Source organism: Bradyrhizobium sp. Mp27 (assembly GCF_029953005.1).
Lineage (GTDB): Bacteria > Pseudomonadota > Alphaproteobacteria > Rhizobiales > Xanthobacteraceae > Bradyrhizobium > Bradyrhizobium barranii.
The window spans coordinates 1-13,878 of sequence record NZ_JASAUS010000172.1 but is presented as its reverse complement, the minus strand read 5'-3'; the positions used below and the strand labels follow the sequence as shown (position 1 = coordinate 13,878).

Annotated in this window: 11 protein-coding genes and 3 pseudogenes; 6 read left to right on the top strand and 8 right to left on the bottom strand. The window is 58.5% G+C overall.

The features are described from left to right. Nucleotides 1-30: 30 nt before the first annotated feature. Together QJT78_RS43150 and QJT78_RS43145 are read right to left on the bottom strand one after the other, a co-directional pair. On the bottom strand, nucleotides 31-951 hold the full coding sequence (locus tag QJT78_RS43150; protein WP_281460615.1) for a hypothetical protein: 921 nt from the start codon (nucleotides 949-951) through the stop codon (nucleotides 31-33). A 117-nt stretch (nucleotides 952-1,068) separates the two neighbouring features. Beyond that, a complete protein-coding gene (locus QJT78_RS43145) occupies nucleotides 1,069-1,635 on the bottom strand; it encodes a hypothetical protein (protein WP_028150755.1) in 567 nt (188 codons plus the stop codon). Between the two features lie 366 nt (nucleotides 1,636-2,001). Between QJT78_RS43145 and QJT78_RS43140 the strand changes: the two genes are divergently transcribed. Then, the gene (locus QJT78_RS43140) at nucleotides 2,002-3,030 is read left to right on the top strand and encodes a hypothetical protein (protein WP_038945141.1); all 1,029 of its coding nucleotides are present in this window, start codon (nucleotides 2,002-2,004) and stop codon (nucleotides 3,028-3,030) included. 229 nt (nucleotides 3,031-3,259) lie between these two features. Further along, a pseudogene (locus tag QJT78_RS43135) lies at nucleotides 3,260-3,616 on the top strand (lipid A biosynthesis lauroyl acyltransferase); the annotation flags it as partial. On the opposite strand, the gene QJT78_RS43130 reads toward QJT78_RS43135, so the two are convergent. From QJT78_RS43130 to QJT78_RS43110, 5 genes are all read right to left on the bottom strand, one after another. After that, nucleotides 3,602-5,218, bottom strand: coding sequence for a B12-binding domain-containing radical SAM protein (locus QJT78_RS43130; RefSeq protein WP_028153866.1), 1,617 nt, complete (start codon nucleotides 5,216-5,218; stop codon nucleotides 3,602-3,604). The pseudogene QJT78_RS43135 and the gene QJT78_RS43130 overlap by 15 nt on opposite strands. A 216-nt stretch (nucleotides 5,219-5,434) precedes the next feature. Continuing rightward, a complete protein-coding gene (locus tag QJT78_RS43125) occupies nucleotides 5,435-5,830 on the bottom strand; it encodes a Rap1a/Tai family immunity protein (RefSeq protein WP_155258172.1) in 396 nt (131 codons plus the stop codon). 717 nt (nucleotides 5,831-6,547) lie between these two features. Beyond that, nucleotides 6,548-7,234 carry a hypothetical protein gene (locus QJT78_RS43120; RefSeq protein ID WP_028153864.1) on the bottom strand — a complete coding sequence of 229 codons (687 nt, stop codon included), beginning with the start codon at nucleotides 7,232-7,234 and terminating at the stop codon, nucleotides 6,548-6,550. 486 nt (nucleotides 7,235-7,720) lie between these two features. Then, nucleotides 7,721-8,305: a protein-S-isoprenylcysteine O-methyltransferase gene (locus QJT78_RS43115; RefSeq protein ID WP_028153863.1), complete on the bottom strand. Its 585-nt coding sequence runs from the start codon at nucleotides 8,303-8,305 to the stop codon at nucleotides 7,721-7,723. A 5-nt stretch (nucleotides 8,306-8,310) separates the two neighbouring features. Continuing rightward, entirely contained in the window at nucleotides 8,311-9,543 is a 1,233-nt protein-coding gene (locus QJT78_RS43110) for a hypothetical protein (protein ID WP_157790255.1), read from the bottom strand. A gap of 185 nt (nucleotides 9,544-9,728) precedes the next feature. On the opposite strand from QJT78_RS43110, the gene QJT78_RS43105 reads away from it, so the two are divergent. Further along, nucleotides 9,729-10,451, top strand: a complete 723-nt coding sequence (locus QJT78_RS43105; protein ID WP_240537788.1) for an SGNH/GDSL hydrolase family protein — start codon at nucleotides 9,729-9,731, stop codon at nucleotides 10,449-10,451. 182 nt (nucleotides 10,452-10,633) lie between these two features. Then, nucleotides 10,634-10,894, top strand: a complete 261-nt coding sequence (locus tag QJT78_RS43100) for a hypothetical protein (RefSeq protein ID WP_028153860.1) — start codon at nucleotides 10,634-10,636, stop codon at nucleotides 10,892-10,894. Nucleotides 10,895-11,480: 586 nt separating this feature from the next. Here QJT78_RS43100 and trpC read toward each other — a convergent pair. Continuing rightward, nucleotides 11,481-12,328, bottom strand: a pseudogene (trpC, locus tag QJT78_RS43095) (indole-3-glycerol phosphate synthase TrpC). A gap of 507 nt (nucleotides 12,329-12,835) precedes the next feature. On the opposite strand from trpC, the pseudogene QJT78_RS43090 reads away from it, so the two are divergent. Together QJT78_RS43090 and QJT78_RS43085 are read left to right on the top strand one after the other, a co-directional pair. Continuing rightward, nucleotides 12,836-13,290, top strand: a pseudogene (locus tag QJT78_RS43090) ((2Fe-2S)-binding protein). Continuing rightward, a complete protein-coding gene (locus tag QJT78_RS43085; protein ID WP_281460614.1) occupies nucleotides 13,196-13,813 on the top strand; it encodes a molybdopterin cofactor-binding domain-containing protein in 618 nt (205 codons plus the stop codon). The pseudogene QJT78_RS43090 and the gene QJT78_RS43085 overlap by 95 nt, the downstream one beginning before the upstream one ends. The last annotated feature ends 65 nt before the right edge of the window (nucleotides 13,814-13,878 follow it).

The window sequence follows — 13,878 nt, the reverse complement described above, 5'->3', positions numbered from 1 at the left end:
TAAACGTCCTGCCTGACCGGCTACTGCTGTTCAGCGGCGCTGACGGCGATCATCAGGTGGGGGAGTTTCAAGTGACCATACCCGGGGGATTTTGACCGACCCACGGGGGTGAAACAGTTCGGAGAGCCGGTCTCCACGCTTGCGCACCGAAAATCTCCTCTGGAGCTCATGAGCGCGAGACAGCGAGCAATAGAGAAAATCACGGCGTAGCCGGCGCAGTCGGCTGCCATACCCTTTAACATCGGCGCTCGCGTAGGCCTCCATCAGGGTGCGCACCAAATAGTCGTCGCTCGGATCAACATAAGTTTCGTGGGAAACGCTCGATGATCGCATGGACACGGGTTCATCGCTCGACAGAAATAAGTTCCTGCGGGTCAGCCCATCCGATACGCCCGTCGCTTCTTTTGTGAATTTTCCATAGTTCACAAAAGGCAGCGCTGCGAGTTGCCGGCGTAGATTTTCGAGCGTCGCCGACGGGATCCGGACGCCGTTGCCCGCGCTGGTGTCGAGCTTATTGGCGCGCACCGTGGCGTAGAGGTCGCCCCAGAATTTATCCCAGGGGGCGGTGCCGTTGCGATTAGACGACGGATTCTTGCGAACGCTATATGTGGTTTGAGTGAGGTAGGCCGCCAGTTCGCCCATGTGGCGCGTAACAGCGCCGTCAGGATCATAGACGTCGATCATGGCGTGGACGCACTCGTGCAGGAGCAGCGCCCGATCGCTATCATTTGCGGGCGGCGACTTCTTCTGCGTCAACAGAACATCCGTAGCCTGATCGTAGAAGGCGAGATCCTGAGTGCCGCCCTTCACCAATATATTGCCGGCACGAATGTGATCGCGAACTGTCGTCAAGTATTCGCCCTTGATATGGATCTTGTCGACGTAGAACTCGATGCCGAGCGCTACCGAGTCACTGAGTGTGTCCAGGACGTCGCCTTCGGTCAGTGGCATGACCTACCTCCCTTGCGTGGTCGAGCAATAGTGGTCCGGCCAGGCCCCGCAAGCGCTGAAACGCTGTACTGCACCAATAGGAGCCGCCCGACCCTCCGTTCGCGTTGTGGAAGGCGGCTAGATCGTCCCGCCGCCGCCACCGAAGATTTCGACGACCACAGCGCGATTGGCGGCCCTGTTCATCACGGTCGTGTTGTCCTTCAGATACTCGTAGAGTGAAGCGGGCTTGACGGAGAAAACGCGCGAGCGGGCGCTTGGGCCGAACAGGTGAAAGACGTTCTTGGCCCGGCCCGTGCGCAGGAAGCTGTTGTTCCGTTCGCCGCCGGTGCTGTCGCTGTATCCGACGATCTGGAACTGCAACGACTTGTCGGTTTCGAATCGGATTAGCTGCGCTGCCAACAGCGGATCGCGCTTGGCGATGTTCTTGAGATGCCGCCAGTCGACGCCGAAATCCCAGATGATGAGATATTGGCAGATGCCGGCCGGCGGGACCAGGCTGACGTCCACACCGAGATGGCCGACCTCGGTGCGGGACGTCGCGACTTCATTGGCCACGTAGGGAAAGACGGCGGCGCTGTGAACCTTGGCAAGCGGCGAGCACTTCGGTTGCGTCGCCATATTCGGCATCTGTTCCACCGGGCCCGGGGGCGTGTATTGCGGCAGTGGCTGCGGCGCGCGTCCCATGGCAATTTCTCCCGTTGCTGGCGTGGCCTGCCCAAACCTAAGCACTGGAGGGAGCGTCGGCTCCCACCACGGCTATGACTAGTAGTGACGTGAGCGGTCGGGGAAGTTCAAAGGCGAGGTGCGGGCGCCCCCAACAGGGCCATTAGCGGACATTGATTGGCCTTCCGCGTTCTCCGGAAAGCGGAGTAGGCTACGCCTATTGTCGTCCGTGCCCAATTGTTGCGGAGGGACTGGCCATGAAACTTCGCCGCCGAAATTTTCTTCATCGGGGGCCGGCCAGATTGTGTTCCCGCCGCCGAGCGAGGCTCTCATTTCCGCGCGCAAAATTTCGCGTTGACGGACCGAACTAAGACAGGAGAACCAGACATGGCCGCCTTTCAAGAGGTTTTCCGCCGCTCCGGCATCGATGAGCGCCGCAACCCGCCGGGCATGGTGGTGCCGTTCGGCGGCTCCAACATCGTGGCGCTGATCGATCCCGGAAGAAAGCTCAAAGTCGATCCTAACGCCCATGCCCTCGGGATCAAGGAGATCGATGGCGCCGATACCCTTAGACGCGTCATGCAGGCCAGAGACACCTTCTCCAAACCCGATATCGATCCGCAGCTCAGGGCGGCGTCACTTCCCGCCACCTTCAATGGCGATGCACGTTTTTTCGAAATCAATGGCCGGATTAAGCCGATTGGTTTTCCCGGCCTGGAGGTGGTGGCCCGATCGGCCGGCCGGAAGATCGAAGCCAAGCTCAATGTCGTCGTGCTGCCGGAAATCAAGATCAAGGTGGCGTTCCGCAATGTCATGATTCCGGGGGGTGGCGGCGCTCCGGCGTTTCACGCCAAGAAGCCCTGCAACGAGCAAGATGAATTGCTGACGATGAACAATATATGGAGGCCACAGGCCAACATCCGCTTCGAGCGGGTGCCAAGCGACTGGCTGGTCATCGACGACTCGCAGGCTGCCGTCAAACAGGAGCTCGCCAATGCAACTGGCATGAAGGATGCGAGCCTAGCGACCTTGACCGATGTGATCGACGTCGAAAAACTGAAGGGCTTCTTCGTCAAACACAAAGTTCAGGGCGCCCATCTAACCATTTTCTGCGTCGATAAGGTTTGGTCCAATGGCGGCCCCGCCAATGGCTCGTTTGCTCGAGGGCTGGACCTTGCCTTCATCAGCTCGCAACGCGGGCCTAACACGTCTGCCCATGAATCCGGCCATTTTCTCGGCTACTACTCGAAGAGCGCGACCAAACCTTGGGACAGCCAAGGCCACACGCTGGAGACCGATCCGAAAACCAGAAAAGAAAACAGGGCGGAAGACATCAAGATGCTGATGCGCGGGGGAGGCGCCGGGTGGAAAATTCCGTTCAATCTCGTCAAGGAGTTCCGCGACTTCCCCGGCTAGCATCCGAAGATCAGACAGAAGCTGGAAATCACTCCAGACGTTGAAAGTCGCCTTCGGGTCAAGGCTGCCCCCGACGGCCTCGAAACACTTACTTTGCCACCCGGCAGGCGGAGCGTGTCATTGGCGATCATGACCGCAACACGCTGCGCCTGCGCCTCGATCCCAAGGGAGAGTCGACAGACCTTGAGCCGGGCATGAGTGTCTGGCTTGAGGACTAGCGAGGACCCGAGCGGGTCGTGACGCGCCCTTAAGACTTGCCGAGGCCCTTAAAAGTGGCCAGCACGTTGGAATGCTGGTCGACCAGTATCTGACCAACGGCGTCGAGGTCACTTTCTTCGGCCGCAAGACCAGGGCCAATCCGATGCTTGCCCGGCTGCTGCGGCAGATTGAGTGCCCGATTCATGGCGTGCGCATTATCCGTCTGCCCGGACAGCGCTTTCGTGGCGAACGGTCTGAAGAAGTGAAGCCGGTCCGCTATGCCGGGGGACAAATCGACATTCAGGGTACGATGCAGGCGGTCACATCGGTCATCGAGGGCTGGATCCGCGAATATCCCGATCAGTGGCTGTGGCTACACCGTCGCTGAAGGTAGCACTTGACTGACTGTGGTAGCCCTTAGTGGAGGTACATCGTCCAGCTCGGCAATGCGGCGGTCAATCTCGCCGATCACGCGCTCCGAGAACGGCCCGAGGTGCATGTACAACGCCATCAGCATCACGATGTACCGTAGCGCGCCCGGATTGGTCTCCGCGACTTCGACGAAGGTCTTCCAGAACGGCTCGCGAACCTTCGGCAGGGCCCGCATGATCTTGTGTACGCTGTCGATGCCGCCAAGCCTCTTGCGCACATCGCCATCCGGCAGATCGCGTCGCCGGTCGGACCGGTCGAGCATGGCTGCGAGACGCGACAGCCGTCCTGCATATGCTGCCGGACTGTAGACGTACCCGAGCACGGCCTTGTAATCCGCAAGGATGTCACGAAGCGGACGCTTGGTATCGAAATTACAGCCGAGCGTGCACTGATCGCCCATCTGCTCGACGTTCATGAGGTCATGGCCCTGGTGCAAGCGGCCTTCCGCGGCCAACCGCCGTGTAAGCTGCGTCCCAGGCAGCGCATAAAGCAGTCCAACGATGGAGACTGGAATGCTCGCCTCCTCGATGAGGTCGGCCATTGCCTGCCCTATCGAGGCATTTTCGCTATCGAACCCGACGATGAAGCCAGCGGTGACGAACATGCCGTAGCCGTAAATCTTGTGAATGCACTCGGCGATGTTGCGCCTGGTGTTCTGCTTCTTCTTCATCTGCACGAGCGTCTCGGGATCCGGGCTCTCGATGCCGACGAAGATCGCGAAGAAGTTCGCATCCTTCATTGCCTGCAACAGCTCGCTGTCGTCCGCGATGTTGATCGAGGCTTCGGTTGAGAACTCGAATGGATAGTCGTGGTCTTCCAGCCAGGCTTTGAGCCGCGGCATCAGGGTGCGGAGGTTCTTCTTGTTGCCGATGAAATTGTCGTCGACGAAATCAACATGCCCGCGATAACCGTGATCGTAGAGCGCCTGCAACTCTGCGAGAATCTGATCGTTGGTCTTGGTACGCGGCACGCGACCATACAGCTCGATAATATCGCAGAACTCGCAGGTGAACGGGCAGCCACGCGAATACTGCAAGCCGATGTATAGATAGTGATCGAAGTTGAGAAGATCGTAGCGAGGCATCGGGCTCAGCGTGACATCTATCTTGAATTTCTCGGCGATGAACACGCCCTTGCGTTCGCCGCTTTCCCAGGCGGCGATGAACTGCTCGATGACATGCTCGGCCTCGCCGATCACCTGAAAGTCAGCGTCCGCGTAAAGATGCGGGCTGGAGGAGACGTCCGGCCCACCAACACATACTGGCTTGCCGCGCAGGTGGGCGAGATCGATCAGGTAGATGGCATCAGGCTGCTGGTTGAGCATGCCGCCGATCATCACAAGATCGGCCCAATCGAGGTCCGCATCCGTCAACGCTTCGGTATTGCGGTTGACGAGCCGGATGTCCCAATGCTTCGGCAACATAGCGGCGACGGTGATCAGGCCGAGTGGCGCCGTTGGATACTTCGCGCCGACGAGTTCGCAGGCCTCCGCATAGTTCCAAAACGAATTCGGAACGAACTTCGGATAGATCATCAGGACGCGGCAGGGGATTGTCATGGTGTTCCAGCCCGGGCGTTGATGGCACAATGCCCCGCTATTTATCGGGGCTCAATGGTTCGTTTCGCTCGTCGATAAGGTGTCTGAGTACTGGTTGTGGAGGTGTGCACTGCGGTTCAGTTCGCGCACCTCGGCGGTAGTTCATTGCGAATCAATCAGGCCTGACGCGAACATCGCCGGCCGCAAGACTAGTATCAGTATCCGCAGATACGCGTTCTATTTGGATTTTTTTGGGGCACGCTTTTTCAGTCCAGTCCCGGCATCGTCCCCGCGGCAGGGCCAAGCATCCCTGAATGCTTCGATCGCGACGGTGATCCCCGGTTCATTCGCTCGATCCGGATTGTTATCAAGATACTGCAGAAAAACCTTCGCACTTTGCAAAGGGCTGCCTTGCGCGGGGGGGCATGCACGCACGTCAGCGGGCAGATTTGGCGAAAAGATCATCGCGGTCTCGATCATCCCCTCACATGCGCCTGCGGACCGAGCTTCGTCCTGACTGCGAAGCGAGCTCTTGACAAGCAGCTCGCAAGACTTTTGCGCGTCGGTTCCCTTATCGACAACCGTGGCACTGGCCTTCCCCATGATCGCTAGGATAAGGCCGGCAACAATCATATGGACCCGCATCCGCGTCCCCCGAATACCGGCGCGATAGCTTGCAGGCATTGAGTATGCTGCAAGAGAGCGGCCGCCCGCGCCGTTCCAGGCGGCTCAGACGGCTTAGCTCAAAAAATGCGCCTGATCCATCGCGCTCGAATGCGAGCGACGTGAACTCAGCTCTTCCATTTCCACAGAGCTGAAGGAGCGCTTTTCGATTTGATAACACGCAGCTTTCCGCGCTGTGACCGCTGCAAAGGTCGGCTACACCGCGATCATGATCGCGGATCGCCATAGGCGGCGACAAGCGTGCTGATGTACAGATCTCGATTCGGCACGGAGAGCGTCTATTATCCCGCCGCGTACGCGACGCGCACTGGTCGATTGATGTAGGTGCTCGGCCTGGACGCAGAACCGTGGCCTAAGCGGTGATCTTCGTCTGCGACGACAAGTTCTGCGAACCTTGCTCAACTACGCCAAGGAGGACTTCACCCTCGGAACTCGGAACGGTTTCCAACAAGAGCTTAGCTACGACCAAGCGGAGGTGGAGCTGCCTTGCAGCGCAGCGCCACGGACGTTCCCATGATCTCCCGGCCTATTCATCAACCAGGTGAGGCAGCCCACGAAGGTTGGTCGTATCGAACCGCATCCTCAAAGAACAAGCTCGCTTGAATGTTTTGAAGACCTCACACCCATCCTGACGCGCGGAAAACTGGATGAACTCAACCTGAGGATCTAGCCCCGACCGGGTTCAAGCTGCACCGTTTTTCGCCCTCCGTTCAGATCTCTGAGTTTGTTGACGTATTCCTCAGGCTTCAGCAGATGAAACGGAGCGTTGAGGCCCATGAACGTCGCTATGCGGCCGATAAAGGCAGTACAGTTTGTCGTTGCTGCATTCCAGAGCGGCGAAGACTCCTGCTGGCGCTTGATATAAGCAAAGACCTTCTTGGCGTCTGCCTCAGACAAATAGACGCGATAGCTGGCCGTCAGATATTGCTCGTCAAGATCACCGTAGGTCGCACCCGTCTCAGAGGGGACAAACATGATGTGTCCCAGGAGATAGGGTACCTCGTCGCCGGCCGGAGCCAGACCAGCGACCTCGACCTTCTTCTCGCTCGTCTTTCCGTACCAGACGAATGCATGACCGTACGTTGCTGCCGTGCGGGCACGAAAATCAACGTAGTAGGGACCGGTGGCGGCAGCTCTTCGAGCTGGCTTTACATCGGTTATCGCCGGCGTAGCAGCAGCCATGCTCGCCGCATGCTTCGTCGCCGAACTGGGGAGAGCGTCCCGTTGCGGCTGGTCGGTACGCGCCACAACTGGTTGCGCGCTACTGATCCCGGTCCCCAAGCCTACAAAGGCCGCCAGCATGGCGGCCTTTGCAAGAAGCTCTAGACCCGGATATTTCCGAATCACTCCCATCTTCGAATCCTCTTGGATCCAAGATCCGATGACACAGGTAGTCTGCTACCCCAAACGAACGCCGCTGGCGTACGAATGGATAGTCAGATCAACCCTTGGTCACCAACGGAGCCGGGGCAGCGACCGGGTATTTGCCCACGGGGCTCTTACCCACGGGATATTTGCCGATCGGGGCTTTGCCAACCGGCGCCGCGGCGGCAACCGGCTGAGGCCGTGGCAGGTCCGCAGCAGCTGCGGTTCCCACGAAAGCCAAAGTAGCGATTCCAAGGACAACGAATTTCAACATCGGTTCTCACCATTGTTCGGGAACGATTGGATTCACCTGACACGCTTAGGAATAACCCGACACTCGCCACGGCACCAACGAATAGACGCGGCTTCGACCGCTTTTTCTGCCGTATGTTGCGGAAATGGCACGCAAATTGAGGCGGCTGGTTCCAAATCGGTCTCCTGGGTACCACAGGTCGAGACGTGGCGGGACCTACCTCAGAGTATCCACGGGAAGACCCGACCGGTCCGCGCCATATAATCGCGATAGCTGTCGCCAAACGTCTGCAACATCATTCGCTCTTCCCTTGCGACGCGGCCAAAGAACAAGACCCCGAAGCCGGCCAGGCCCGCCAAACCGGCAATCCAATTCGGCAGCAGCAATGCCTGGGCGATAGCCCACAGCCAAAATGCCGAATACATCGGGTGTCGAACTCTCCGGTAAATCCCTTCCGTCACGAGTTCATGGTTCTCCCGCACGTCGAGACTTACCGACCAATTCCGGCCGAGTGCACGATGTGTCAGGTGAAACACGCTCAAAGCCGCGATCGCAAAGAAAGACCCCAGCCAAGCCAACCAGGGATAAAAGCTGTGATCTGCGAAACGAGGCATTCCTGTCGCTACGTAGACAAGCGGAACAAGTCCGAGTCCCGAAAGAGATGTAAGCAGGAGGGCAATTTCCAGCGGGCCGCGAGCGCTCCGCACAATCCTCGCACGGCGGGAACGCCGCGCGTACTTGTAGCGTATGAGGTACCAGCCGATCGCCAAGGCAACGAAAATGATTTTCGAAATAGTGGGCGTCATTTGAATCAGGCCGCCGCGCCCGGACGACTTGGCAGTTCGTCCTCCGACGGCGCCGCGCTCGCAATCAGTCCTCCGTCGTCAGCGATCATCGACACGGCGCCATCCGGGGCGAGCGTCTGGGATTTGGCTGAAATAGGTCCGCAAGTCAGCATGAAGTAGTCATACGATGTTCGCTTGTCATTTCCGCTGACGAACTGGTTGTGCAAACGGAAGAAGTGGAGGCGGATGCGTCGATAGATCTCGTCGTCGAGCATTCGACTGAATCTCACGACCCTGACGGTCGCTTCGTTCTCTGTCGACAAGCCCATTTCGGCCATCGGCCGGCTCTTGTAAAAGTTCAACGGGTCGACGAGGGCCTGATAATCGCCCCAGAAGATCGCGCGCGACTTGGCGACGCGCTCCATCGTCACGCGAAAGCGTGTTGCTTTCGGGTGCAGGCCGACTTTGAGTATGGATGATCCAACGCTCAAGAACGTGACGGGAGTTTTATTCCGACCGAGTTCAGGGTCCTGCTTCAAGGCGCGATCAAGCAGATCAACCGCAAGTACGGCGCCAAGACTGTGCGCTATGACCAAGATTTCGTCTGCGGCAGAGTTGCTCGCCGCAGCCACGAGTTCGGCGGCCAATCTGTCCAGCCTTTTCTCTATTTCCGAATTACCGAATCGAATGTACTCGCAAGAAAAAATCCAATCGTCGAACAAGTCGCCCAGGTGCAGCCAGCGCCACGGCCCCGCCAACACGGCTGCGAGCCCGAAGAGGCCGCCGCCGGTAGCAACGGGAATCGATCCGGTGATCTTCAATGCAGCCACGCCAATCAAAAAGGCGGCAGCGATAAGCAATCCGAACGTAACGAATGGATAGAGAAAGAAAAGTGCGTAGCGCCAATTGGTCTGCAAGTAACGCCAAAGAGTGCCGGTCAAAACGAAATCCAGAAACGTTAGAATGCCGACGGAAATGCGTGAGCCGATGCTTCGACGCCCGAAGGCCTCAATTACGTCGTGCCATCGGACCAGACGGTAATCGGTTTCGACGAGCCAATCGGGGCCAGTTGTCGTCACATTCCATCGTATCTGGTCGGCGGCATCATAGAAACCGTCAACGGCCGCTTTCACTGACCAAGTACCTTGGAACCTCGCAATTTCGCGCACAAAGCGTCGTTGCGCGCTGGTATGCGACGTGATTGGATCATAGCCGCCGATATGAAATACCAACCGTTTCGCTACAGGCTTGCCGGACATTGTCTTATTCCCGGACTCATACGTGCTGCTCGCTCCCCACGCGTCAATCGACCTGCAATCAAAAACAGACGTTTGAAGCCAAGGGTTGTCAAGAGAGAATCGACCAGTTATTGGGGAACATGGGTCGATTTGTTCTGCCATGCGTAAGCCGAGCCGCTCGAACAATAGCGTCGATCGGTGCTGCCGTGATTGTCGGTTTGTCCAGCACAGCGCCCTCTCAAGCGCAGGACGGGGCATCATCTGGCGAGAGATGCCTTGCTGCAAATTTGGATGTTTCGCTGGGCGCACAATTGCCCCGCACGGCGGCGCGCTTAAGATCTGGTGCGCCGCTAAAGATTGTCGCGATCGGATCATCGTCGACCGTGGGGCTCTGGGTACTTCGGTCCGCGGCCACATATCCGCAGGTGATGCGCCGAGAACTCTCGAGGCTTAGATCCAACGCAACGATCGAGGTCATCAACAGCGGTCGAGTCGGCGATACGATTCCGAACAACATCGCGCGGTTCGAGCGTGACGTTTTCGCGCACACGCCTGATCTCGTTATCTGGCAATTAGGTACTAATGACGTCGCCTGGGGTGGCCGGCCGGATCAAGGGCTCAAAAGAAACGTTGTTGAAGGGGTAAGGGCACTTAAGGCGGGGTCTGCCGATGTCGTGCTGATGGATCTGCAATATGCGCCACAGGTGCTCGCCTCAGCTGGCTATTCGACGATGGAGGACATCATCATCGATGTCGCAAAACAGGAACGGGTCGGGCTATTCTCTCGTTTTGCGCTGATGCGAAACTCGGTCAGTGCCGGAGTCGCGCAAAGCGCGCTTGTAACGTGGGACGGATTGCACAACACCGCCGATGGTTATGATTGCATTGGACGAGCCCTTGCCCGAGCCATCTCAACGAGCGCGCGTTGAGAGGTCCTAGCTCAGGCGAATCGAAGGCTGCGGGCTCGCAAGAGTTTGGGCACCGGCCGTGACAGCGATGCCGAGCGTGCAGATGCCCACCAACGCGAACAAAGACCAATTATCGTCGACAATCACCGCATCTCTCGCAGCGGTGACAGCAATTCGCGCCGACGCTGTCAGGAGGTGCGCTCATGCACCATTATGCCAGCCAACTTGTTGACCTGTTACTGGTGCTTGTCGCCGCGTGGATGGTGCCGGCCACCATCTTTATTGTCTACGCCTATTTCGCTCGTCTTAAGAATCCGGTCAGCGAATCGGTCTTTGGACGTGTCGTGATCATATCCTTGTTCATCATAACCACGTCGATTTGGCTCCCGATCATTGTGGCCGCCATAGTCCTATCACTGATCGGTCATTTGTGGTTCCGCTTCAGGGGACAACTACGCAAGTAGCTGGGTATTGGTAGAGGCGAAAAAGATGGAGTCAAATTAGAGCAGCCCCTCAGCAAACTTAAAAAAAGGAAGCGAAGCAATGCCCGCGTTTCTCCCTGCTCTGACGATAGCTGCTGTCAATTTTATAACAATCGCCACGGCTGCAGAATGGCGACCGCAGTTTCTCTCAGCGTGCCGAAACGGTTGCGCGCAGCAAGGCGGCTTTTCGACGGACGTTTGCTTTCAGATTTGCATCTGTATGGCGTCAGAGTTGGAAGCGAAGTTTAGTATCGAGACTCTCGGCTCCATTGATCCCCCGAGTGCTGAGCAACTACACCAAACCAACGAAATCAGAATGCTTTGCGTCCGGCGAGTACTGGGACGTTAGAGCTGTTGCCATTGGCGCGGTGGTCATCAGCTTGACCCTGACGTAGCTGTCCGTCTTTCTAGCCGCAAAATTGGCTGCCCCGGCTGTTCGAGGACAATATCGCGCCGACGGCGCATCCGAGTCCTCCCTTGCGAGACCATCTCAAGGGCGCCGTCATACGGCGTTGCAGATGATCGAAGGAAGGCGCACAGGCATTCCGGCGCGGCCTTATGCGGTCGCTTATTGAGAGGATGGCGCGACTCGGCGGGAATGTATTCCCGCCGCCGTCGCCGGCGTGTCCCGCACCAGCAGCGCGCGGGTTGCCGCCGTCACATCGGGCTGACGCATCAGGCTCTCGCCAACCAGAAAGGTCGACATTCCCACACGCTCAAGCCTGGCCAGATCGTCCGGCGTGAAGATACCGCTTTCCCCGACCATCAGTCGCTCCTCCGGGATAAGCGGCGCTAGCGCCTCGCTGGTCGCGAGCGTGGTCTCGAAGGTACGGAGATTGCGATTGTTGACGCCGACCATCGGCGAGCGGAGTTTCAGCGCCCGCTCGAGTTCGGCTCGGTCGTGGATCTCGACCAGCACATCCATCTGAAGCGCGATGGCGGCGTCCTCAATATCTTTGGCGGCGGCGTCATCGAGCGCGGCCATGATGATCAGGATGCAGTCGGCGCCGTGAGCGCGGGCTTCGACGACCTGATAGGTGTCGAACATGAAATCCTTACGCAGCACCGGGAGCGACGTCGCCGCGCGCGCCGCGACCATGAAGTCGAGATGCCCTGGAACGACGGAGTATCGGTCAGCACCGAGAGGCATGCCGCGCCCCCGGCCTCGTACGCCTTTGCCAGGGCCGGCGGATCGAAATCGGCGCGGATGAGACCCTTCGATGGCGAAGCCTTCTTGATCTCAGCAATCAGCGCATGGTCACCGCCGCCTTGCTTTTCCTTGATCGCGCGGACGAAGCCGCGCGGTGGCGCTGCCGCCTTGGCGCGTGCATCGATGCTCGCGAGGGAATGAGCACGCTTGGAGGCGGCAATCTCCTCGCGCTTATAGGCTTCGATTTTCTTCAAGATGTCTGACATCAATCGACCTGTTCGTGGAGTTACTTGTCATTCGACCATCTGCGTTATTTCGACGGATCGGTACAAATCAATCATTATCGACGCTTACTCACTTCCTCTTTATTAGCCCTTCGCGTTGGTGCGCATGCGCGAGCTCGTTCATAACGCTCGCGCCGCCGATCAATGCGCCAAATGCGCGCATCACTTTCGCTCTTGGAAGCAATTGTCGAAGCTGAATGAGCCCGTGCCCGCCCGCCGCGCAGTGTGATGCCTTTGGCGGACAGCACCATCGCAGCAGTATTCCCCGCTGCTATGGAAACCATACATGCCGGCTATTGGAAGATTTCGTCCCGCGCTGCGATCAATGGGCGTCGCTATCGGAGATTCATCGAGTAACGCCCGTCGCAACCTCAATCCGTCGCATCTGCCGGAATAGGCCGTATCGGGCGACTTGATCCTGTCGAGGACTACCAATGCGTGGGTGCCTGCCCACTCACTCCTCACTCCCAACGCGCTCAGGAGGCACGCATGGCATTCACGTTGAAAATCAACGGTACACCCCATAAAGTCGATGTCGACGGTGACGTTCCACTGCTGTGGGTGCTGCGCGATGTGCTCGGCATGACCGGAACCAAGTTCGGCTGCGGCCAGGCGCTGTGCGGCGCCTGCACTGTGCATGTCGACGGCCAGGCGGTCCGCTCCTGTCAGACAACGATCGACAGCGTTGGGGACAGCGCGGTCACCACGATCGAGGCGGTCGGCCGGACGCCGCAGGGCGCGGCCTTGCAAAAGGCGTGGTTGGAGCTCGAGGTGGTGCAGTGCGGTTACTGCCAATCCGGCCAGATCATGTCGGCGCGGCGCTCCTGAAAGACATGCCGAAGCCGACGGATGACGACATCGACGCCGCCATGTCGGGGAATGTCTGCCGATGCGGCACCTATCAGCGCATCCGCGCCGCGATCAGGCTGGCTGCTGGAGTTTGAGATCATGAATGGACCGATTTTGAGGGAGCAGGTCGCCGAAGAAACAGGCGTGTCACGGCGCGCCTTCCTTCAGGGCACAGGTTTGCTGCTCGGCTTTTCGCTGACCGGCGCCAGCACGAGCTCCGTCTTCGCGGCGCCTCTTTCGCAGGTGGTCGAAAACGAGGTCGCGGGTACTTTCGCGCCGAATGGCTTTGTACGGATCAATCCAACCGGCGCCGTGACGCTGGTCATGCCGATGGTCGAGATGGGACAGGGGGTCTACACGTCGCTCTCGATGCTTCTCGCTGAAGAACTGGAGGTGAAGCTTGACCAGATTCAAGTTCAGCATGCGCCGCCAAATCACGCACTTTACGTCAACTCGATCATAGGCATTCAAAATACAGGTGGTTCCGCCTCTGTCCGAGCGTTCTGGAACCCGCTGCACCAGGCAGGCGCAGTAGGTCGCAATCTCCTGATCGGGGCAGCCGCAAAGCGCTGGAAAGAGCTGGCCCCGGTTGTTTGGACAGCGCCCCGCTGGATTTAAGTGGATTCCTGCCGGGTTATGCTGAACGCGGGGCTTTACGGTTTTGTCGTTGCGTCGGGAGGGCG